Here is a 20,642-nt window from a genome sequence, read left to right on the forward strand (position 1 = left end):
TTATGTCCGGTAGCGGTCTACGTGCCCTCCCCCTCTGTCGGCACTCCACACAGGTTCCCGTCGTCGAACAGTTTGGCGCGGAGAAATCGGGCCCGAAAGCGGTTGGCGCCGTCGCTCGTGTCGCCGGCGCGGATATCGTCGATTCGGCCGTCGGCGACGGCGTCGATGATCTCCTCGATCTGTGCCTTCTCGCTCGGCGTGAGGTCGAAGGCGTAGGTGTGGGACTGCTCGGCTTCCATCCGGGTCCACGTGCGGGCGGTGGCGACGACGAGCGAGCACGGCTCGCGACAGGGAAAGACGCCGTCACCGCCCGGAACGTCGAGGGGCGTCTCGTCGTCGTACTCCCACTCGCGGCGCTTGCAACACTGCGAGTCGTCACAGCAGGCCTCGGCGACCCAGTTCACGTGTTCGTGGCCCTCGCCGCGGTCCCAGGTCTGGACGACGCCGTAGATGCCGGTCTGGCGCGAGACGGCTTCGTGCCAGTGGGTCACGTCGAGGGTCCCCTCGCGTTCGCGGTGCCAGTTCGCTATCGTCGCGGGGTAAAAGTCCTCGACTGCCCGGACCGCCGCGGCGGGATCGAGGTCGGCAAACGCCCAGCCGTGACGGAGGGTCGGAGCCGTCGACAGCGGCCGGTAGTCGCCGTCGTCGTCGAACTTTCGAAGCCGACGGGCCTCGTGGGGGTCGGCGTAGGTCGATAGCGCGTCGGGGTCGGCACCGACCTCGTCGGCGTGTCGCAGGTCGTACCGGCGCCGGCCGTCGTCGGTCAGCCGAGCGGTGACGGCGACCTGCCCCCACTCGCGAGTGAGGCCGTCGCCGAGTCGTTCGTACCGCTCGGGAACGGACAGATCGGCCGCGCGCTCGACCCACCGGAGAAACGCCCACGCGTCGTTGGCCTGTGGCGCGTGGCCGTGCCAGAACAGCCAGTTCTCGGCGTACGCGCGGTGCTCTCGGGCGGCGTCGGCGAATTCGTCTGGCGAGAGGGCCGCGTAACTCGCGTCGGGGACGGCGAGGCGGAAGTCGTCGCCCTCGCGTGTGACCCGTAGCCCGTCGAAGTCGACGCCGTCGGCCGCCGCCTCGCGCAGGGCGTCGACCGGCGTCGGGGTCGGCATCTCAGTCACCACCCGCGGCAGCGTGAGTGCGGTCGGGCGCGACGCCGGCGCCGGCGTCCGCCGCACGTTCGAGGATCACGTCGGCGAGCAACGCCTCGGTGCCGATGGCGCCGGCGTACCAGATGTCGTGGCCGTCGAGTCGCGTCGGCACCGCGTAGCCGCCGTCAGCGGCGATGCCCATGTCGGCTGGGATATCCTCCTGGGTGTGGTAGCCGTCGGCGATAAACAGTGGCACGACGACGATATCGTCGCTCTCGAAGTGATCGGTCACGTCGTCGATCTCGGGCGGTTCGTCCATGAACAGCGCCCGGACCTCGTCGAACCGGCCGCGGGAGCGAACCCGGTCGGCGTGGTACTGGATGGCTTTCGCGGAGTTCTCGTTGCGCTTGGTGCCGTGACCGACGACGGCGAGGGCGGCGCCCGCGCCCACGTCCGGATCGCCCGTCACCGTCTCGGCCCGGCGAACGATCACGTCCGTCATCGCGTCGTGTGTCCCCACCGGCCCACAGTAGTGGACGGTCTTGTTCACGTCCGCGGGCGCACAGGTGACGAAGTCGGCGCTCGTCCCGTTCGAGTCCCAGTCCGCAGCGTCGAAATCGAGACGGAGTTCGCGGGGGATCACCTCCTCGGTGAAGTAGCCCTCGCTGACGAAGAGGGGGACGACGTACACCTCGTCGGCGGTCACCGTCCGGAGGGCGTTTCGGAGTGACGGCTCCTCCTTCCAGTAGGCCTCGCGGACCTCGCCGAACGCCCCGGCGGACCGGATCGTGTCGGCGTGGTCCTGCGCCGGCGCGCTGGACCGTGGATTCAGGTGTGAGCCGTGGGCGACGATCAACAGTGCCTCGCTCATCGTCGGGGCGTACGCCCGTGACACCCTTATACTGCTTGTTGTACCGAGGTCCGGGCCGTCGCGCCAGCGTGCCCGGAAAGGGTTGGACCGTCGGTAAGAAGCCATCCGGGCGCGGACGGAGAGTCGATCGTGGGAATTCGTAGCGATCCATAGAACAATATATACGGGCAGTAACTGTGATTATTTTTTATGTATCTCAACATTTAATTCGTAGCAGCCCGACAATTCGATGGAGGCGGCCGGGGTCGGCAGGCTCTGGGATCGGGTGACACCCGACTCGCGACATGCCAGTAACCGATCAGGTATCAACCCACCCTGTCCACGAAAGCTTTGTCGCCGTCTCCGTCTTCTCGACCGGACGAGCGCCGGCCACGACGCGCCGTGTTACGGAAAATACGAGGCGAAAGCCTCGCTCTTCGTACTGTCGGCTGTGACTGTTTCAAGATATTCGCCATCCCAAGATGGCGAATATCTTGATTGACTTACAGCCGGCAGTATCAGGGGCATGGCGAGAGCGAAGCTCTCGCTGCAACCGAAAAGCTTCGCGTTTTCGAGCACGTTTCGAGTGGGACGACCACGATTGGTCGGGGCAACCACACCCTCACGAAAGTCCCAAAGAAGTGCGCACAAACCCGCAAGTTGCCTCCGTGGGTCGGTAGCCGAACGCCCGACGGAGGAATCCTCGCGCTTTAGCGCGGGGAGGATGTCAACGGCGTCGGTACCATAGCGCGCCGAGGACGACGGCCACGAGGAAGAGGGCGAGCGCACCGATCCCGCGCGGACCGAAGCCCGCGGGTTCGGGCGACGGCGTCGTCTCCCGATCCGGCGCGGGGGCTGCCGTCGCGGTCGATCCATCGCCGGCGTCCGGTTCGGGCGTCGCCGGCGGGGCGGCGGTCCCCTCCTCCTCGTCGGGCGTCGTGGCGGTGGCCGTCGAGCCGTCCGGCGTCGTGTCGTCGGTCGGCTCCGGTGCCGGTTCGGGCGTCAACGAGTCGTCCGTCGAGTCGGTCGGCGTGTCCTGTCCGTCGTACGTCTCGTCGGACGACTCGGCGGGCGACGGCGCGTCCCGCACGGCGAACACGGAGAGCCCGGGCGAGATGGTCCGGAAGCGGTACTCGCCGTCCTCGACGCCCAGATACGTCGTCTCCAGCGCGCTCCACGAGCCGTCGTGGTAGCGGTAGAGTTCCGCAGTCGCGGGATCGGAGAGTCGCTCCGTCGCGACCGAGAACTCGAAGACGACACGGTCGAGGGCGTCCTCCGGCGCGGACTCGCTGACGTTGATGTAGGCAGCGGCGTCGCCGAGCGCCGGGACGCCGCCCGGATCGGCGCTGACGTTCACCGAAAGCGACACGTCGGTTTCCCGGGTCGTCGAGACGTTCAGCCGGTCGAGCGAGACGCCGGCGTCGGTCGTTCCGTTCGTCCCGTTCAGCGGGACCGACAGCGGCGTGCCGGGTGCGGTCAGCCCGCCGATGCGCGTCGTGGTGTTCGTCTCCTCGATATCGACCGCCGCGACGACGAGCGAGCGGTTGGCGCCGTCGCCGACGGCGAGCATTCTCGTCCCCGTCGATTCGGAGGTGTAGGTGAACCGGGCCGTCACGTTCCCGTCGGCCGGGAGCGTCCGGATCAGCGTCGTCGTCGTGACGCCGTCGACGCGGAGCGGCACCGTGACCGGGCCGGCGACCGCCGTCGGGTTCGAGAGGGTGGCAGTCACCGTCACCGTCCCGTTCGGCCGGACCGTCGTCACGTCGAGTGTCGTGTCCGTGACGGTCGCCCGCGGGTCGACGACGGTGAGGCGGCCGTTCGCCGTCTCGACCGTCGGATCGGCGGCGTCGCCACGGTAGACGGTGGCCGCCGTGACGCGTATCGGAGTCGACCCGTTGGTCGCCGTCACGTCGAGGGTCAGGTTGGCAACGGGCGCGTCACGGCCCGTATACTGGGCCTGGAATCGAGCCGTCCCCGACCCGTTGTCGAGCGAGACGCTCGGATCGGAGCCGAGACCGGGGACGACGATATCCGTCACGTTCGCCACGGCCGGATCGTAGGAGACGGTCGCGGCGAAGTAGACGGCGTCGGTCACGTTGCGGGCGCGGATCGGCACGGTGATCGTCCCGTTCGCGGCCGCGGTGACCGTTCCAGCGGCGACAGTCGTGGTCGGCGGCTCGACGGTCACCGCCGTTTCGGCCGTGGCGTTCGTCGCCTCGCCGTGGGTCGCGTTCGACGGGCCGACGCGGTAGAGCCGCGCGACGAGCGTCGCGTTCGCGTCGAGGCTATCGAGACCGTCGTCGGCCGACAGCGTCGCCCCGACATCGACGGGCACGTCCGTGTGTGCCCCGGTCGAGAGCGGTGCCGAGACGCCGACGGGCGCCGAGCGGTTCGGCTCGCCGTCGCCGGGCGACCGCTCGCGGGCGAGGACGACCACGTAGGGGCCGCCGGTGTAGTTGGCGCGGTCGACCCGAACCGTCGTCGTGCCCGGCGGGACGGTCGCCCCGTCGAACGTGACCGACGCCCGGACCGGCGCGCTGAGCGCCGTCAGGTCGGCGTCGGTGTAGAACGGCCGGGCGAGGACGTTGCCGCGGACGGCGTCGCCGGCGCCGTCGAAGACGCCGCTCGGGCCGTCGGCCGCGCCCCACCAGTTCCGGGTCGCCGACCCGGCCACCGCTCCCCGGGCGTCCAGCCCGAGGCCGTTGCCCGCGAGTCGGCTCCCCGAGCCCATATGTCCCACGCCACAGTCTACCAACCCCTAATTAATCGGGCGTTTTTCGGTATTAACCAGGAATTATCGGGGCGATTGCATGATTCACCAAGTGAATCGACGGGGGTCGCGACGACGGGCGAGTCGCGAGCACAGACCGCTGTTGGCCCGCCGAGCTCACCGCCACCCGTCGACCCACTTCAGCGTCCGGTCCGCGTAGAACCAGGACGGCACCCGGTCGGGCGGCGTCAGCGGGACGCGCTGGGAACTATAGTAGCGTTCGTAAGTCATCGCACATCTGATCCCACGCAGTCTGGCGATCAGGTGTGCAAACAGTTCCAAACGCTACTATAAAAAAAGCGGCGCCTACCGCACTCCGGTGTTGCACGTGTCCACGCCCAGTACCGCGTACAGTCCGCAGAAACTGGTCAACCCGGTCGCGAGCAAAACGAGTGCCGCCACGCCGAGAACGGGCGACAGCACGGGCGGGAGCGAGAGCGCGCCCAGCAGGATGGCCAGCGAGACGAGTCCGGCGATGGCCCCGAGTCCGATTCTGACGGTCCGATCGGTCGCGCCGACGTTCGGTTGCATACCCGTAGTATGCACGCAGTTCACAATAACACTTCGCCGTTTCTCGGTGTTCGGTGTCGGCGTAGGCTGCCCCGGTGTCGAGAACCACCGCACTGCCCGCGGATTCTGATAACCCGGCGTCCGCTCGGCCGCGTGTCAGCCGACTGGAGTCGTGTGTGTCGATCGTATCGAAGCGCAACACTGGTGGGGACGGGCGGCCCGTCACGCGTGCGCCGGGAGACGAAGGGACGGGACGTGTCATCGCACCGGGCCGGAACGGTATTGTGTCGTGTCGCCGTAGCTTCGGCCGTGTCCGATCGGAGCATCGTCGACCTGATCGAGGACTGGCAGACGGGGTTTTTTCTCGTGGTCGGGAGCGCCGTCGTCGGAATTCTCGTCGGACTCGTGGGTCGATCGGTCGCCGGACCGCCCGGCTTCGTGATCGGCATTCCCGTCGGCGCGATGCTGGGCTTTCTCGCGTACTCGTATCTCCGGTACGGGCGGTAAGTGTCGGGAACGGCCGTCGACCCCCCCGCCCCACATATGTGTCAGCTCGTCGGATCGAACCTATGGACCACGACATCAGTCACCGGCCGTCGTACGCCCAGCTAACCCTCTCGCTCGACGCCGGCGAGTCGGTCCGCGCCGAGGCCGGCGCGATGGTGAGTTACACCGGCGATATCGACGTCGAGACCGGGGCCGACGGGGGGCTGTTGCAGTCGCTCTCGCGGTCGGTGTTCGGCGGCGAGTCGTTTTTCATGAACACCTTCACCGCAAACGGCGCGAGCGAACTGAGCCTGGCGCCGGCGCTCTCCGGTGACGTGCAACACCACGACCTGACCGACGAGACGCTGTTCGTCCAGTCCACGTCCTTTCTCGCTTCGGACCCGGACATCGAAGTCGACACGAAGTTCGGGGGCGGGAAGACCTTCTTCGGCGGCGAGGGTCTGTTCCTGCTGAAACTCACGGGAACGGGACCGGCCTTCATCTCCAGTTACGGCGCCATCGACCAACACCGCGTCGAATCCGGCGAGACACGCGTCGTCGACACCGGCCACGTCGTCGCGTTCGAGGAGTCGCTGGACTTCAAGGTGCGGCGCGTCGGCGGCCTCAAGTCGACGCTGTTCAGCGGAGAGGGGCTGGTCTGTGCGTTCAGCGGCGAGGGGACCGTCTGGACTCAGAGCCGGAGTCCGGACGCCTTCCTGTCGTGGCTCGTCCCGAAGCTGCCGACGAACGGATCGAACTGACCGCCAACGGAGGGGAGCCTCAGAGGTACGCGGCGGCGTCGTCGGCCGTCGCGCCCTCGTGGGTGACGGCCGTGAGGGCGGCGACGATGGCCGCGGGGTCGTCGCGCTGCCAGACGTTCCGGCCGAACATCACGCCGTGGGCGCCGGCGTCGACGGCGTCGGCGGCCATCTCCAGCACCTCGCGATCCGTCTCCGTCGCGGGGCCGCCGGCGATGTACACCGGAACGGGGGCGGTGTCGGCGATGGGTTCGAAGGCGGCCGGCGTCCGCGGGTAGTGACACTTGAGCACGTCGGCGCCGAGTTCGAAGGCGATGCGCGTGGCGTCGTGGATCCGTTCGGCGTCGAGGTCGTCGTCGAGACGCGCCCCCCACAGCGTCGGCTCGACGACGAAGGGAATGCCGGCCTCCCGACAGGCTTCGGCGGCGCCGGCGGTGAACTCAACGTTGTCGGCGAGGACCGCCTCGCGTTCGCGGCCGTAAACGAGTGCGACCTTGGCGGCGTCGGCGCCGACGCGGGCCGCCTCGCGGGCGCTGAACACCTGTCGGTGAATCTCCGCGTCCTCGTGGGCACCGGGGATCGTCGAGTCGTGGAACAGATCGAGCGTGACGATGCGGTCGACATGGGGGTAACGGTCGAGCAGATCCTCGAACCGTCGGACCAGCGGGACGCCGGCCAGGATGCCGTCCGGGCCCGCGTCGAGTACGCGCCGAAGCGTCGCTTCCGGGTCCTCGAACCCCTCGTGAACCCCCCAGTGGAGGCCGTGATCCAGCGCGACGACGACGCGAGTGTCCGGGTCGACCGAGTGCATGACACCGGATTGAACCGACGCCGACTTATAATGATTATTGTAACTGTTTACCGGTGGTTCGCCAAGACGGGTCGGCGAACCACCGGTGATGACTTACAATAATCACCAGTAGGCGTGTGGATGGGCCGACAGGATCGACGACGTGTCGGGGGCCAGAAAAGTTGAAATGACAGTGCTTGTTCATACCACACATGGAGAACGCCAAGCCACGGATCGGGCTGACGATGGGCGATCCGGCCGGGATCGGTCCGGAAGTGACGCTGAAAGCACTCGCCGACGACGGCGTCCGGGACGCGGCCCGGGTCGTCGTCTACGGCGACTACGATCACCTCACGTCGGTCCGGGATCGGCTCGGACTCGGCGTCGGCCTCCGGCGGATCACGGCCCTCGACGAGGCGGCATACGGGGACGCCGTGGACGTGGTCGACTTCGACAACGTCGGGACGTTCGAGTACGGCGACCTGCGAGCGGCGAACGGCCGCGTGAGTCTGGCCTACGTCGATCGGAGCCTCGATCACGCCATCGATGGACGCCTCGACGGGCTCTGTAACGCCCCGATCCACAAGGAGGCGATCAACCTCGCGGGCAGCGAGTACGCGGGCCACACGGCCATGATGGCCGACCGAACCGACACCGAGCGCTACACGGCGTTGCTCACCGACGGGGAGATCAACGTCACGCACGTGAGCCTCCACATCCCACTGTCGGAGGCCGTCGAGCGCATCACGACCGAGAACGTGTTGGACACCCTCCGAACCACCCACGAGGCGCTTCCGGAGGTCGGCGTCGAGGACCCCTCGCTCGGCGTCGTCGGGGTCAACCCCCACGCCGGCGACGGCGGCGTGATCGGCTCGCTCGACGACGAGGCGGTCGCGCCGGCGGTCGAACGGGCACGCGACGAGGGGATCGACGCCCAGGGGCCGTTCCCGCCCGACAGCGCGTTCAACAGGGCGCTCGACGACCACTACGACTGTATGGTGGCGATGTATCACGACCAAGGCCACATCCCCCTGTTCGTCAACAGCCACGTCGACGGCGGCGGCGTCGGCGCGACGGTACTCATCCTCGGGTTCCCGTTCGTGCGCGCCACGACGCTGCACGGGACCGCCTACGACATCGCCGGCGAGGGAATCGCCGCCCCCGACAGCATGATCACCGGCATCACGCTCGCGGCGGACGCCGTGCGCCAGCGCGCATGACGGGAGCGTCCCGACGATGACGGAGCGCTACCTGCTCGGCTACGACATCGGGACGACGAACTCAAAGGGGGTGCTCGTCGACCCCGACCTGAACGTGGTCGCCTCGGCGTCGATTCCACACGGCGTCTCAACGCCCGAACCGGGGTGGGCGGAACACGACGCCGAATCGGTGTGGTGGGGAGAGTTCACGCGGATTACGCGGCGACTCCTCGACGAGACGGCGGTGACGGCCGATCGGATCGTCGGCGTCGGCATCAGCGCGCTCGCCCCGAGCGTGGTGCCGCTGGACGAGGCCGGCGACCCGATCCGGTCCGGAATGCTGTACGGTATCGACACGCGGGCCAAGGCGGAGATAGAGCTCCTCAACGACCGGATCGGAGTCGATCGGATCTACGACGCCTGCGGCAACTCGCTCACCTACCAGTCCGCGGGGCCGAAGCTCCTCTGGTACAAGCGAAACGAGCCGTCGCGCTACGAGCGAACCGACAAAATCGTCGACGCCGTGGGGTACGCCGTCTCCCGACTGACCGGGGAGTACGTGATGGACAACGCCGTCGCCGCCTTCTATCACCCGCTCTACGACCTGTCGGCACGGGAGTGGAACGACGCGATGGTCGAGGCAGTCGGCATCGACCGCGACCTGCTTCCCGAGACGAAGTGGTCGACGGAGATGGCGGGCGAGATCACGCCCGCGGCCGCCGAAGCGACGGGACTCGCCGCCGGGACGCCCGTGGTGACCGGCACCGTCGACGCCCTCGCCTCGCTGGTCGGCGTCGGCGGCGTCGACCCCGGGGATACGGTGTTCATGTACGGGACGACGGGCGTCGTCTACACCACGCTCGCCGAGGAGCGGACGGCGCCGGAGCTGTGGGCCAACCCGCACTGTCTGGAGGGGCGCTACGTCATCGGCGGCGGGATGGCGACCTCGGGGGCGATCACCGAGTGGTTCGTCGAGGAGTTCGTCGGCGACGCGCCGGCGGGCCGGGAACGGTACGCGTGGCTCGAGGCGGGTGCACGCGACGTACCCCCCGGCGCCGAGGGGCTGATCGTCCTCCCGTATTTCAGCGGGGGCCGGACCCCGATCAACGACGACCTCGCCCGCGGCACGATCACGGGGCTGACGCTCGATCACACGAAGTTCCACGTCTACCGCGCCATCCTCGAGAGCGTCGGCTACGGGTTCAGACACAACCTCAGCGTCATGAAGCGGGCCGGCGTGCCGGTCGACCGCGTGTTGGCGAGCGGCGGCGGCGCCGAGAGCGACCTCTGGCGACAGGTCGTCAGCGACGTCACCGGCGTCGAACAGGAGTACGTCACCACGCCCATCGGCGCGCCGCTCGGCGTCGCCTATCTCACCGGCCTCGGCACGGGCGTGTTCGACGGGTTCGGGGCGCTCAAGTCGTCGATGACGGTGTCGAGCACGACGACCCCGGACCCGGAGCGACACACCGTCTACGACGAGTACTACGGCGTCTACGAGGATCTCTACCCGTCGATGAAATCGGAGATGCACCGCGTCGCCTCGCTCGGGAACGAGTCGGGGTGAGCGAGGCTGGCAGTCGTCCGCGGAGCGGCGGGCAGGGGGCGGACCCACGGCGTCGGTCCGTCACCCGCCGTCGGCGGCCTCGACCTTGTACAGCCCGCCGGTCGGACCGCCGCTCCCGTCGAGAAACGCCTCGGACGCCCGGTCGGTGAAGTAGACCGCGCCGTCGACGACCGTCGGTTCGCTGGTGACGAAGCCGACGCCGTCGACCGCCCAGCGCTCCTCACCCGTTCGCTTCTCCAGCGCGTAGCAGGTCCGGTCGTAGGAGCCGACGAGAACGGTGTCGCCGGCGACGGTCGGACAGCCGATAATCCAGCCGTCGGTATCGAACACCCACCGCACGTCGCCGGTGCCGGCGTCGAGCGCGTAGCACCGCGAGTCGTGACTCCCGATGTAGACGGTGTCGGTCGCCACCTCGACCGCCGGCCCGGACATCACCATCCCCCCCGTCTCGACGGTCCACTCCACCGTCCCGTCGTCGAGGGCGACCCGGTAGACGTGGTCGTCCCACGAGCCGAAGAACGCGCTCCCGTCGTAGGTCGCGATTGGCCCCTTGATCGCGTCGCCGGTCCCGAACGACCACGCGAACGTCAGCTCCGGGTACGTCCACGCGTAGAGGTTGCCGTCGTTCGAGCCGACGACGAGCCGTTCGGCGTCGCGGTCGAGCGCGGGCGTCGAGTGCGGGTGGTCCGTCGGCCGCCGATCCGTCCAGACCACCTCGCCGGTGACGGCGTCGACGCCGAACATCGCGCCGCTCGGCTCGTAGTATTCGACGGCGACGTAGACGACGCCGTCGTGGTAGCCCGGGCTCGATCCGATGGCATCGCCGAGTTTCCGACGCCAGAACCGCTCGCCCGTCGCGAGGTCGAACGCGTAGAGCGCGCCGTCGTAGGCGCCGACGTAGGCCGTCCCGTTGGCGACGGTGGGCGTCCCGTGGATACCCCGCTTCGTCTCCTCGACGGCGGCCGTCCAAACCACCTCGCCGGCGGGCGTTACCCGCCGCACGTCGCCGGTGTCGCCGGGGACCACGATGTCACCCTCGGGCGTCGTGACTGGACTCGCCTTCGCCGCCGTGTGGTCGCCAGTGTTCACGTCGCGCAGCGTCCACGCGACGCGTGGCTCCGCCGGGACCGTCGCGTCGGGGTAGACGCCCCGCCGGTGGAGGCCGCCGCGGAACGACGTGGTCGCCACCGCCGACGCCGGAAGCCCGTCGTCGTCGATGCGGCCAGCGCCAGTCGGGACGGCGTCGAGACAGCCGGCCACGCCGCCGGTTGCCGCGAGGCCGATGGCACCGAGAACGGCGCGTCTGGACGGTGCGGGCATCGTGGAGAGGGATCGTCCCGGACGGACATAGTGGTACGGGGACCGTTCCTCGCGCACGTCCGGCGCGAGGCACCGATCCGGAACGGCGACGAACTGAGCCGGCTGTGCCGGCCCCGTTCCTGCCGAGCGTCGTCTCCGACGGCGCGTCGACGCCGGCGCTCACCCCGTCGGCACGCCCGGCCCCGTCGGTGTTTCGTCGTCCGGGTCCCCGCGATTGAGGATGGCGTCGCGGATACGGTCGAACGCCGATCGGTCGGTGCGGACAATGGGTACGTACATACCCACATTCGTGTTAGTTATTGACACACTTGGGTCTGGCGGCGGGCACGACCTCCCGGGCGACGGTTCACATATGTTCAAGGAGGAAGCCCACGGCTTCAGCCGTGGGAGGAATCCGACGACGAGGTGGGTGAAGGCCGAATTTCAGTCTGAGCAAAATATAGACCCTCGCCGCGGGGAGGTGGATTCGATGACCCTCCAACTGACGACCGCGCTCGTCGACGGGAGTCGGCGGGTGCTGACGCGCACCGGCGCCGTCCTGCTCGTCCTGTTGCTCGGCCTCCAGACGCTGCTCGTCACGTCGCTCAACACGGTGCTCGCGGCGGAACTCCCATCGGCCGCGGCGGACGTGATCGGCCTCACGCTGCCGGTCTCCGGACCCGTCGCCGGCGCCATCCTCGTCGGGACGACCCTCTCGAACGCCGTCTACTTCGTGGTCCTCTCGCGAGCCCTCGCCCGGCCGCTCCCGGAACTCGCCTCGTTCCCCGCCGCCCTGTACACCCGTCGGATGGGGCGTGCGTCGCTCACGATGCTCGTCGCCGGCGTCGTCAGCTTCCTGGCGATCATGGTCGGCTTCGCCCTCCTGTTCCTGCCCGGGCTCTTCCTCTCGGCCTGCCTGCTCTTCGTCGTCTTCGCCGTCGGCGTCGAGGATCGCGGCGTACTCGGCGCGCTCAAGCGGAGCTGGCAGCTCTCGAAGGGGAACCGGCTGCGACTGGGCGTGATCGTCTTCCTCACCGGCGTCGGGGGCGCCCTCGTCGGCGTCGTCCCGGGCCTCTTCCAGTTGGCCGGGGCCGCCGCCGCCGGTGACCTCGCCACGATCGGCCTCAACAGCGTCCTGTTCACGTTCGTCTACAGCATCGTCGCGGACGCCTACCGACAGCTCACCGACGACACCACCGCCGTCGGTGGGGGCGGAACGGCGACGACCGCCGGGACGGACCGGACGCCCGAGCTCTGATCGGGGACGGCATCGCTATTCGAGACGTGTCCGTCGCTCGCCGACGAGCCGCTGCTGTGACGCCTCGACGCGCTGCGCGTCGCGATCGACCACGCTCGTGAGCGTCCCGCCCGTGAGACGGCCGGCCCCGTCGAGAATAACCCGTCGGTGGCCAGGACACGTCGATAGCGGGTGGGTCGTGACAGCACACCGGGGGAGACGTGGGGGGAATGAACCCCCCGTTGGTAGCAGAGGCACGCCGTCGCACGCGGACGTGTGGGGCGCACGTCCGCGAGAGGGCATGGTCGGGGAGCACCCGACGGGGACCGACTCGGGGAGGTGAGTCCGCGCGGGTGCAACTCGGTATTGCGGGGGGACGAACAAAAAGAGGCGCGGGCTGTTGCTGAGCCTGAAACACCGTTCGAGCGGGAGTGAGAGGAAACGGGAAGGACGCCGCTGAGGGGTCTGTGCTAGTATCCCGGCGGTGCGCCTTCGGCGAGTTGCACTCCCGTCACGGTTTTGTCGGTTCTGCAATAGAGGGAAGTTACCGTACATGAACTTCACGGATGCGTGGCGACACGATGAGACGACCGAGACGCTCTGGACGAATCCCGAAACCGACATCGCAATCCTCGCACCGCACGCGGGTGACATCGAGTTCAACACGGAATTTGCCGCTGGCCAGTTACACAAACTCCTGCGGAAAGCGGGCTACCACCCAACGACCTGGATGTACCACGGGTTCGGCGAGAATGCGTTCGACGAGTACCACGTGTCGAGTAATTACCTGGACTTCACCCAGTTTACCGAACTGTCGCGTCTGCAGGATCGGCGCTTCCGATTCGGCGTCAGTTTCCACATCCACGAAGCGGGCTACGTCGGTGTCGGCGGACGGATCGGCGAAGGCATTCGCTCTGAGGTCGCAGACCGACTGACTGAACGCCTCCCCAACTCGAAGGAAGTCCGCTATCGACACGATGAGATGAAAAACAAGGGCCGGAAGGAGTCGAATATCGTGAACCGGATTACGGAGTCCGGTGACGATGGCCTCCAGATCGAGATGACACCGAAAACCTCCTACAACTACTGGAAGCGGGTCGCTCGCTCGGTTCGAGACGTCTACGTCGAGTTGCTGTAGAATCGGAGGGAGCGCCCTCCAGTCCTGTTGATCGTCGGCCCGTCGTCGACGGGCCAGTATCGAAGGGGGAGCGGAGGCCGGCGCGTCAGCAACCACTGACCGATACGCAACTACGCATGGTATTCGTTCCGCACGTCCTCTGAGAACACCGCGACGTTCTGACTGTTGGTTACGTTGACGATCGCTTTGTCGATGTACTGGATCACTCGGTCCGATTCATCGGTACTCACACCGGTTCGCAGGCTACCGCCTCGCTGACGCAAGGTCGCAGCGGCGGTTCTGATATCCGGAGCCACTTCGTCCGCCGTTTCGATCGTCCTGAGCGCGGCGTCGTGGCTGTCACTGAGTTCGATCGACAGCGCACTGGCAACGGCGACCGCAGCGCTCGGGATCTGCAGATCGACCGTATTCTCGCTGAGAAGTCGAGAGAGGTGATCGACCAGCGACGAATCCAGCACGGCTTGCTTGAACTCGGTACAGAACGGTTGGAGTGACTCCAAGGCCAAGGCCCGCAGATGAGTTGGGTGAGACCGGTCGATAGCGAAATCGACGACGACATCGACGACATCGGAAAGCCGCCGCCGTTCCGACTCCAATCCCGTTTTCGGCGAGATTGGCAACGTCTGGCCGAGACAGAACGCCAGCGACGACAAGACAGTCGGTGAGCGCGTCTCGTCGAGATTGCGCCGGAGCGTCGACAGTTGATGTTGAAGCGCCTGAGGGGCAGCATGCGCCAGATTTGCGAGGGTGAGACTCGCATATCGCGCACGACCGCCTTCATCGGCCAGATGACGGGCGCACCGTTCGGGAACGGTTTTGCTCTCGGCCGTTTCCTCGGCCCATTCGAGACTCAGGAGTGACAGTCCGATCAGACTGTTCTTGCTAACCGCACGTCGGCGATGTGGGATCAAGTCAGCCAGGGCATCTATCGTCGCCCGCGTTCCGAGCATCCGACGCACGTTTTCGGATCCGTGATACAGCGTCGCGGCGACGCCACCTGCCACGTGCTGAGTAACCAGCGGATCGACCGTTCGCAGGCCGTCGACGATTTGATCGGCCTCTCGCGGCGAAAGTCGGTCGACGGACCCGGCGGTAGCTGCCTTTACGAACGCATAACTGGCGAGTTGTTGCTGCCGAACGCCTGTGGCTGTTAGATTGTCGACAATTTCTCGCCGTTGTTCAACCCAGATTCTTCCGGGATTCTTTCGGATCCGTTCCAACTCCCCCATGTCGTTGGATACGTTTGGCCAATAGATACTTAACAGTTTGCTGGCAATAGCTGAGGTTCAGTGATAAGCTGACCAAAATGTGTCACTAAATTTGGTAGAAAATATGATATTTAGTCCCGTCTGTCGCCGAATTCTTCCGTCATTTGCTCTTCGTTGATCTCGATATCGTCGACCGGGCGATCGCGGATTTCTTCTTTCAATTTCGGGTTGGGGCGGTCGCCAGGATCACGGCCGCCGGACCCACTGTCACCGCTGAAGTATTTGATTCCGAATAGCGCTGCGAGACTCCCGATGATAGCTGAGACGACGCTGTTCGCCAACCCATCCGGAAGGTCGCCCCCGGAACCACCAGACTGAGTGGCGATTGGCGTGGCAGTCGGCGTGGCGGTCGGAGTCGCACGGGGTGTAGAATCGTCGCCCTCGTTGCGGGAGTCGGGGGTTCTCGTCCGCGTGGGTTCCGGCGTTCGGGTGCGAGTTTCAGGGGTTTGGGTGTCCGTGGACGGCACCCCAGGTGGTCCCGGTGGCTCCTGTGCGGGTTCCTCGCCACCTCCCGTCAATCGCAGCAATTTAGCCTGTTGCGCATCCTCCCAATTTTCCGTTGCGATGACGATATCGTTGTCTACGAGAGTCGGTGACGCCTCGAGGAGATCACCCTCGTCACGGTCGCCTTCGGTCGTGAACTGCCAGAGAATATCGCCTGTGGAAGCGTCCATCGCAGTGAGACACGTTCTATCGATAGCTCCAGCTAACACGACTCCATCGGCGTACGTGACCGACTGGAGGACCTGCCCGGGTTGTTCGGTCGACCAGAGTAAGTCGCCATCTACCGGGTCGAGTGCGTATACGAAATTGTCATTGCCGCCGACAAAGACCGTGTCGTCCGCGACTGTCGGTGCAGCGTACGCCTCCGAATCGATCGGATACGACCAGTCGATATCGCCGTCATCACGGTCGAACGCGTATACTGTGTTATCCAACCCGCCGGCGAAGACGCGTGTGTCGGTGACGGCGGGTGCACCGTCGACACCATCCTCGGTTTCAGGACTCGTGGCCTCGGCCCACTCGAGGTCACCTGTGTTGGCATCCCATGCGACGAGTCCGTAGTCGGAATCGCCGACGTAGACGGTTCCATCGACGACAGTCGGTGTCTCCGGCCGACCCATGTCCCGACGCCAGATCTCGTCGCCATCCGCGGCATCCAAACAAATGAGCTCGTCGGAACCGATGTAGACTCTCCCTTCGACGACTGCTGGGGCCCTGGGGCCGATTGCATCTCCCGTATCGAATTCCCACTCCAGTTCACCGGAGTCCGCATCGAGACAGTACAGCCATCCATCGTTACTACCGGCGTAGACGTAGCCGTCAACGACGGCAGGCGGACTCACAGCTATGTCACCAGTGTCGAACACCCACTCTTCATCCCCCGTACTGACATCGTACGAACGAATCGTCTCATCCCTGTTACCGAGGTAAATTGAGCCATTGGTGATGACTGGCGGAGTGCCTGCATCGTCATCGAGCAACGTCGTCCACCTCGCAGCGACATCAGTCGTCGGAGCGCTCTCACCGCCAGCGTGGCCGGTGTTGTACTGATCGTACCCCAACATCGGGCAGTCGGTGTGTGAGGTAGCCGCAACTGGTGTTGAAGACGTACGCACGCCGACTGCTGAGGCGAGACCAGTCCCAGCCACGGTTGCTAACCACGAGCGACGGGAAAATCGACCGCCTCCAGCCACCATTGACGTTCGATTTCAAGATATGTGCGTATAAGAATAGTTCGGTGGATACCATCGGGTCGTGGGGGAGACACGCTGTCCCGATCTACTTCAGAAGTCCACATTTGACCAGTCTACGGAGAGTACGTCACGAACGGGTCTGCCGCAAGCGTCAATCAACAAAATACGGACGGGAGTGGCTCAGAACTCATCGTCGTTCGGCCGTCGTGAGTTGATATCCTCAGCCGTCCGTTGATTGTCTCGGAGGGATTCGACTGGGAAGTCGGCAGCCTCCTCATCCCGACTGCTGTCGGAAATCGAACGTTCGCTTTGGTGTGTGGACAGCATCTCCTCCGCACGAATTCGCTCGACGGCTATTTCTGCGGCGTCGCGGATGCCGTCCTCGACCGCCTCGTCCGCGACGATCTCTTCGAGTGTCGGCAGAGCAGTCTCCTCACCGAGGTGTCCCAGTGCGTGTATGCATTCCCGTCGGTTGTCAGTGGAGTCGTCGGTAGCTTGCTCGGTGAACTCCCGAACCAGAATTGGGATCAGATCCGGGTGAGTTGCCTTCAGAGACTCGACAGCGTCCGGAGACTCAGAAAGTAACTGACGAAACCCGTCCTTAGCATGATGCCGGAAAACGTCTTTTTCGTGCTCTAACATGGTAGACAGATGGTCCAGAAGCACTTCCCGATTGGTGTCTCGGGTTACTGCTTTCTCGATTATTCGACCAACAAAGATCATCAGCATGCCGAGATTGTCGTCAGTCTCGATTTGAGTCAACAGTCGGTCGAGATACGGTTCGATCACCTCGAAATCTTCTTCGATTACGCTGCAAATGCACGTCTCTGCCCGATCCCGAACCAGATCGTTTTCGTGCTCTAAAGCCCGTATTAGGGAGTCCAGAATTTGCTCGTATTCCGACGGGCGGTTATACGCCATCAACGTATTAGCCGCTAATTCCTGTATCTCGGTATCGTCGTCGTATAACAGAGTCACGATAGTTGGAAGACCGTCGGCTAATTCGGGAGAATCGTTCAACTGATTCAAAACGGTAAGGCCTACCCTCCGGCAGAGTGAATTCGGTTCTTCGATAAGATCGAGAAGCCCCGGGATCGCCGGTCGGACCCAAGTGGGTTCGCTCTCAGCGATCGCCCCCAACGCCAGAGCTGCAGTAAGTCGTTCTGTTTGGTCTCCGTCATCGAGGCGGTCTACGAAACCGGGAATTGCCCCGCGAAACTCCTTCGGGTTCTCATTAATTCGGTCTAATATATTTCGAACTCCCTCAGGCGTTCCCGGGTTTCTGCCCTCTCCGTCGTGATCTGAGTGTTTATCAGGATTACGGTCAACCATAGTATTAGTTCGGCGAGATCATATCCTACCGCATCACTTCATTCAGTCCGCGTGAACACATTGGGTACACATTTCTGATCAACCAATGTCATTGTTTGGGCAGTATTAGAATGACAATATACAATAGTATAAGTCGAGTCCCCGGGAGATTCATCGAGGACCTAACCCCCCGCCCTCAGTTGTAAGTGAGCGTCATGTAACGGGGGCGCTCCATCGCAACACCAGTCAACAATAGCGGGTAGTGAGTCAATTCTCGTCGTCGGGGCGTCGTGTGTTGATGTCGTCCGCACTCCGTCTCGGTCGCTGGATCGTCTCGAGTTCCGGTTGTGGAGTGGATCGGTCGTTGGAATCAGAATTAGAATTGGAATCGGAGGTCTCTTGATGGCTGTTTTCGTGAGTCTGCCAATACTCAAACGTGAACAGTGTAACGCACGCCAGAGCGAGAACAACAATTCCGACTTGTCGAATCGCTCCAAGCCGATGCGCGGCCATTCCAGAGACCAACCCGATAATTGGAGAGACGAAAAAGAGAGTACACAAGATGAGCGCGCAGTTTCGGGTAGAGAACTTCCACCCCTCACGGATTCCTAATTTACTAAATATCGCCACACTGGAGTACAAAAACAGCAGCAGGAATATCCCCTCGGTCGCACTGCGACTCTTAGCGGTGTCGGTGAATGGACTGATCTGAATATATACATCGATTGGGTCTGCTATCGACAGATGGAAATGGATAATAGCAAATATCGACGCCAAAATTACTATCGATGAAATAATATCTATCCGACTCATATCGAAATATCCAAAGATTTTGTCAGATATCATATAAAAATTAACAAATATAAATGCACCAGCAAGCAAGGCACTTGCTAGTTGGAAGATCGCGTGGAGAAGCGCAGGAATCGGATCACCATATAGGAGATAGGTAGTCGGAGATTGAACAATTGGGACTCGTTGTAGGGACGACCAATATGTTAGAGCACTAATTAGAGCGAGATCCGATAGGAGGCTCAGTATAAAGCTATCATCGACGTGTGAACGTGTCCTCAGAACTGAACTAAGGGGGAGTGCAGTATATGCGAAAACTGCCAAGGCGGTATTCATATGCGAATCCGCCGCTGTCCGTTCCTGAGAAAATTAGCCCCTAGGAAACACGTCTCAAATTCTATCATTCTTCGGGCGTCGAGTATTGATATCGACCACGGATCTCGATTGCAGGGTCGTCTCAAGTTTCAGTTGAGAGTTATCCGATCGAACGGCGCCTGGCTTCCCACTTGAATGGTCTTCAGGATCTTCTTTGACAGCAATAAGAAAGTCACGAATCCGTGTGATGGACGGATGAGGAATCGAAACCACCGATATCGGCATCAGCGCAATCCTCACAGCCCAGACCATACACCCGAAATCCAGCTACTGACAAATATATGTTACGTAGGTGGGAAAACGAATAAAAAGATGTCTGACAAACTTATGTCTGATGACAGGGGTTGATCTGGAACGGGTCGAGGATAACCCGGTTCGATACTGGCGGGCCCAACAACGTGAGATCGAGGGTGCACTGGGTGCGTCCGATACCACAACTCGCCAGTACGGTAGCTATGCGTTCGTCAAAGCTGCCAAGGCGGGGGCAGTCCAAGATCTTCCCTCCTCGTTTGTGCGACTCGCACGGAATCACGTGACTGCGGAGGATACAGATACGCGTGTTAATGTGATCGGTGGCATCGGTGGGACGCTGATTTTCGCCGACTCGGATACTCGGCGCCGACTGGTGGATCCGTCGTTAGTCACGGAATTGGCGTCGGCAGCAACCACAGTCGAACAGGACTTGAGCGAGAACGCCTTGCTGACGCTTTCGGAGGTCGCATTGGAGTGGCCCGACCTCCTAGTCGACCATCCCGTCACGATCGACACCTGTGTCGAGAAGATGGCGGGATCGGGAAAGCGGGCGACGTATGCGGCGTTATCACTGGCCAACGTCGCGTACCACGACCCCGACGCCGTCGCGCCGTACTTCCAGAAGTTCCGGATGTTTATCGATCCTGCCGTCGATGAACGGCAACTGGCGGCTCTCATATACTGTCTCGCACAGACCGTTCCGCAACGGACCCTCGACGAAGGGGAGGTCGACGCAGTGATGACAGCAATCGACTACTGCAGTCAGTGTTTGCTCGAAGGCAAAGGGTCCCAAGCGCTGCGAACACTGGTGATCGAGTCAATGGCGGTGTTGGCTCAGCGATGGCCACGGGCGATCCTCGAAACGCCCGTCACGGAACTCGTCGAAACCGTCCTGTCCTGGGGCAACTCGAGTGGCCTGAGCGCCGGCGAGACGACACGAGAGGATCAGACACCACTATCGGAGGCCGAGGCCGCGATCAAACTGGCCACCGCCCTGCCGAAATCAGCCGTCGACCTCGATGGGCAGATGTTGCTGGCGATCGAGGGAGCGACCGAAGACCCAGAAGTCGAGAAGGCTGCCACCAAACTCAGAAAAAACGTCGGAACGCTCACCGTCGAGAGCATGTTCGAGCGGTTAGTCGTCGAAATCGAACATCTCGATGAGTTCATCTCAGTCGATATCAACAACAGCAGGAACATCAACTTCAACTCGCCGAACGCGAGCAACGTCTACTACGAGTAGTTGGCTGTCAGTTAG

The 20,642-nt window shown here is 63.9% G+C and carries 16 protein-coding genes; 7 read left to right on the forward strand and 9 right to left on the reverse strand.

Annotation, left to right across the window (positions count from 1 at the left end; genetic code table 11):
• Positions 1-17: 17 nt before the first annotated feature.
• From HALNA_RS18305 to HALNA_RS18320, 4 genes are all read right to left on the reverse strand, one after another.
• A complete protein-coding gene (locus HALNA_RS18305) occupies positions 18-1,109 on the reverse strand; it encodes a DR2241 family protein (RefSeq protein WP_049938121.1) in 1,092 nt (363 codons plus the stop codon).
• Position 1,110: 1 nt separating this feature from the next.
• Complete coding sequence (locus HALNA_RS18310) at positions 1,111-1,959, reverse strand: CbiX/SirB N-terminal domain-containing protein (protein WP_049937801.1); 849 nt, start codon at positions 1,957-1,959, stop codon at positions 1,111-1,113.
• Positions 1,960-2,665: 706 nt separating this feature from the next.
• The gene (locus tag HALNA_RS18315) at positions 2,666-4,669 is read right to left on the reverse strand and encodes a DUF7282 domain-containing protein (protein ID WP_049937802.1); all 2,004 of its coding nucleotides are present in this window, start codon (positions 4,667-4,669) and stop codon (positions 2,666-2,668) included.
• A gap of 345 nt (positions 4,670-5,014) precedes the next feature.
• Entirely contained in the window at positions 5,015-5,239 is a 225-nt protein-coding gene (locus HALNA_RS18320) for a YgaP family membrane protein (protein ID WP_049937803.1), read from the reverse strand.
• A gap of 288 nt (positions 5,240-5,527) precedes the next feature.
• On the opposite strand from HALNA_RS18320, the gene HALNA_RS18325 reads away from it, so the two are divergent.
• Both HALNA_RS18325 and HALNA_RS18330 read left to right on the forward strand, forming a co-directional pair.
• Positions 5,528-5,725, forward strand: coding sequence for a hypothetical protein (locus tag HALNA_RS18325; RefSeq protein WP_049937804.1), 198 nt, complete (start codon positions 5,528-5,530; stop codon positions 5,723-5,725).
• A 62-nt stretch (positions 5,726-5,787) separates the two neighbouring features.
• A complete protein-coding gene (locus HALNA_RS18330) occupies positions 5,788-6,465 on the forward strand; it encodes a TIGR00266 family protein (protein WP_049937805.1) in 678 nt (225 codons plus the stop codon).
• A 19-nt stretch (positions 6,466-6,484) separates the two neighbouring features.
• On the opposite strand, the gene HALNA_RS18335 is transcribed toward HALNA_RS18330, so the two are convergent.
• The gene (locus tag HALNA_RS18335) at positions 6,485-7,273 is read right to left on the reverse strand and encodes a class I fructose-bisphosphate aldolase (protein WP_049937806.1); all 789 of its coding nucleotides are present in this window, start codon (positions 7,271-7,273) and stop codon (positions 6,485-6,487) included.
• Between the two features lie 191 nt (positions 7,274-7,464).
• On the opposite strand from HALNA_RS18335, the gene pdxA reads away from it, so the two are divergent.
• Together pdxA and HALNA_RS18345 are read left to right on the forward strand one after the other, a co-directional pair.
• On the forward strand, positions 7,465-8,472 hold the full coding sequence (gene pdxA / locus HALNA_RS18340) for a 4-hydroxythreonine-4-phosphate dehydrogenase PdxA (protein ID WP_049937808.1): 1,008 nt from the start codon (positions 7,465-7,467) through the stop codon (positions 8,470-8,472).
• A 16-nt stretch (positions 8,473-8,488) separates the two neighbouring features.
• Positions 8,489-10,018: an FGGY-family carbohydrate kinase gene (locus HALNA_RS18345; protein ID WP_049937809.1), complete on the forward strand. Its 1,530-nt coding sequence runs from the start codon at positions 8,489-8,491 to the stop codon at positions 10,016-10,018.
• Between the two features lie 60 nt (positions 10,019-10,078).
• Here HALNA_RS18345 and HALNA_RS18350 read toward each other — a convergent pair whose 3' ends face one another.
• On the reverse strand, positions 10,079-11,338 hold the full coding sequence (locus tag HALNA_RS18350; protein ID WP_049937811.1) for an outer membrane protein assembly factor BamB family protein: 1,260 nt from the start codon (positions 11,336-11,338) through the stop codon (positions 10,079-10,081).
• Between the two features lie 469 nt (positions 11,339-11,807).
• Here HALNA_RS18350 and HALNA_RS18355 point away from each other — a divergent pair, with 469 nt between their 5' ends.
• Both HALNA_RS18355 and HALNA_RS18360 read left to right on the forward strand, forming a co-directional pair.
• Positions 11,808-12,575, forward strand: coding sequence for a hypothetical protein (locus tag HALNA_RS18355; protein WP_049937812.1), 768 nt, complete (start codon positions 11,808-11,810; stop codon positions 12,573-12,575).
• Positions 12,576-13,107: 532 nt separating this feature from the next.
• Positions 13,108-13,692, forward strand: a complete 585-nt coding sequence (locus HALNA_RS18360; protein WP_049937813.1) for a poly-gamma-glutamate hydrolase family protein — start codon at positions 13,108-13,110, stop codon at positions 13,690-13,692.
• A 110-nt stretch (positions 13,693-13,802) separates the two neighbouring features.
• Here HALNA_RS18360 and HALNA_RS20355 read toward each other — a convergent pair whose 3' ends face one another.
• The 3 genes from HALNA_RS20355 to HALNA_RS18380 form a co-directional block, all read right to left on the reverse strand.
• Positions 13,803-14,921: a hypothetical protein gene (locus HALNA_RS20355; protein WP_157573616.1), complete on the reverse strand. Its 1,119-nt coding sequence runs from the start codon at positions 14,919-14,921 to the stop codon at positions 13,803-13,805.
• A 110-nt stretch (positions 14,922-15,031) separates the two neighbouring features.
• Positions 15,032-16,528 (reverse strand): outer membrane protein assembly factor BamB family protein, encoded by a 1,497-nt coding sequence (locus HALNA_RS18375; protein WP_049937816.1) that lies wholly within the window; start codon positions 16,526-16,528, stop codon positions 15,032-15,034.
• A 309-nt stretch (positions 16,529-16,837) separates the two neighbouring features.
• On the reverse strand, positions 16,838-17,989 hold the full coding sequence (locus tag HALNA_RS18380; RefSeq protein ID WP_157573617.1) for a HEAT repeat domain-containing protein: 1,152 nt from the start codon (positions 17,987-17,989) through the stop codon (positions 16,838-16,840).
• A 1,768-nt stretch (positions 17,990-19,757) separates the two neighbouring features.
• Between HALNA_RS18380 and HALNA_RS18390 the strand changes: the two genes are divergently transcribed.
• Positions 19,758-20,627, forward strand: coding sequence for a hypothetical protein (locus HALNA_RS18390; protein WP_169719065.1), 870 nt, complete (start codon positions 19,758-19,760; stop codon positions 20,625-20,627).
• Positions 20,628-20,642: the final 15 nt, after the last annotated feature.

The sequence above is a fragment of the Haloplanus natans DSM 17983 genome, assembly GCF_000427685.1.
Taxonomy (GTDB): Archaea; Halobacteriota; Halobacteria; order Halobacteriales; family Haloferacaceae; genus Haloplanus; species Haloplanus natans.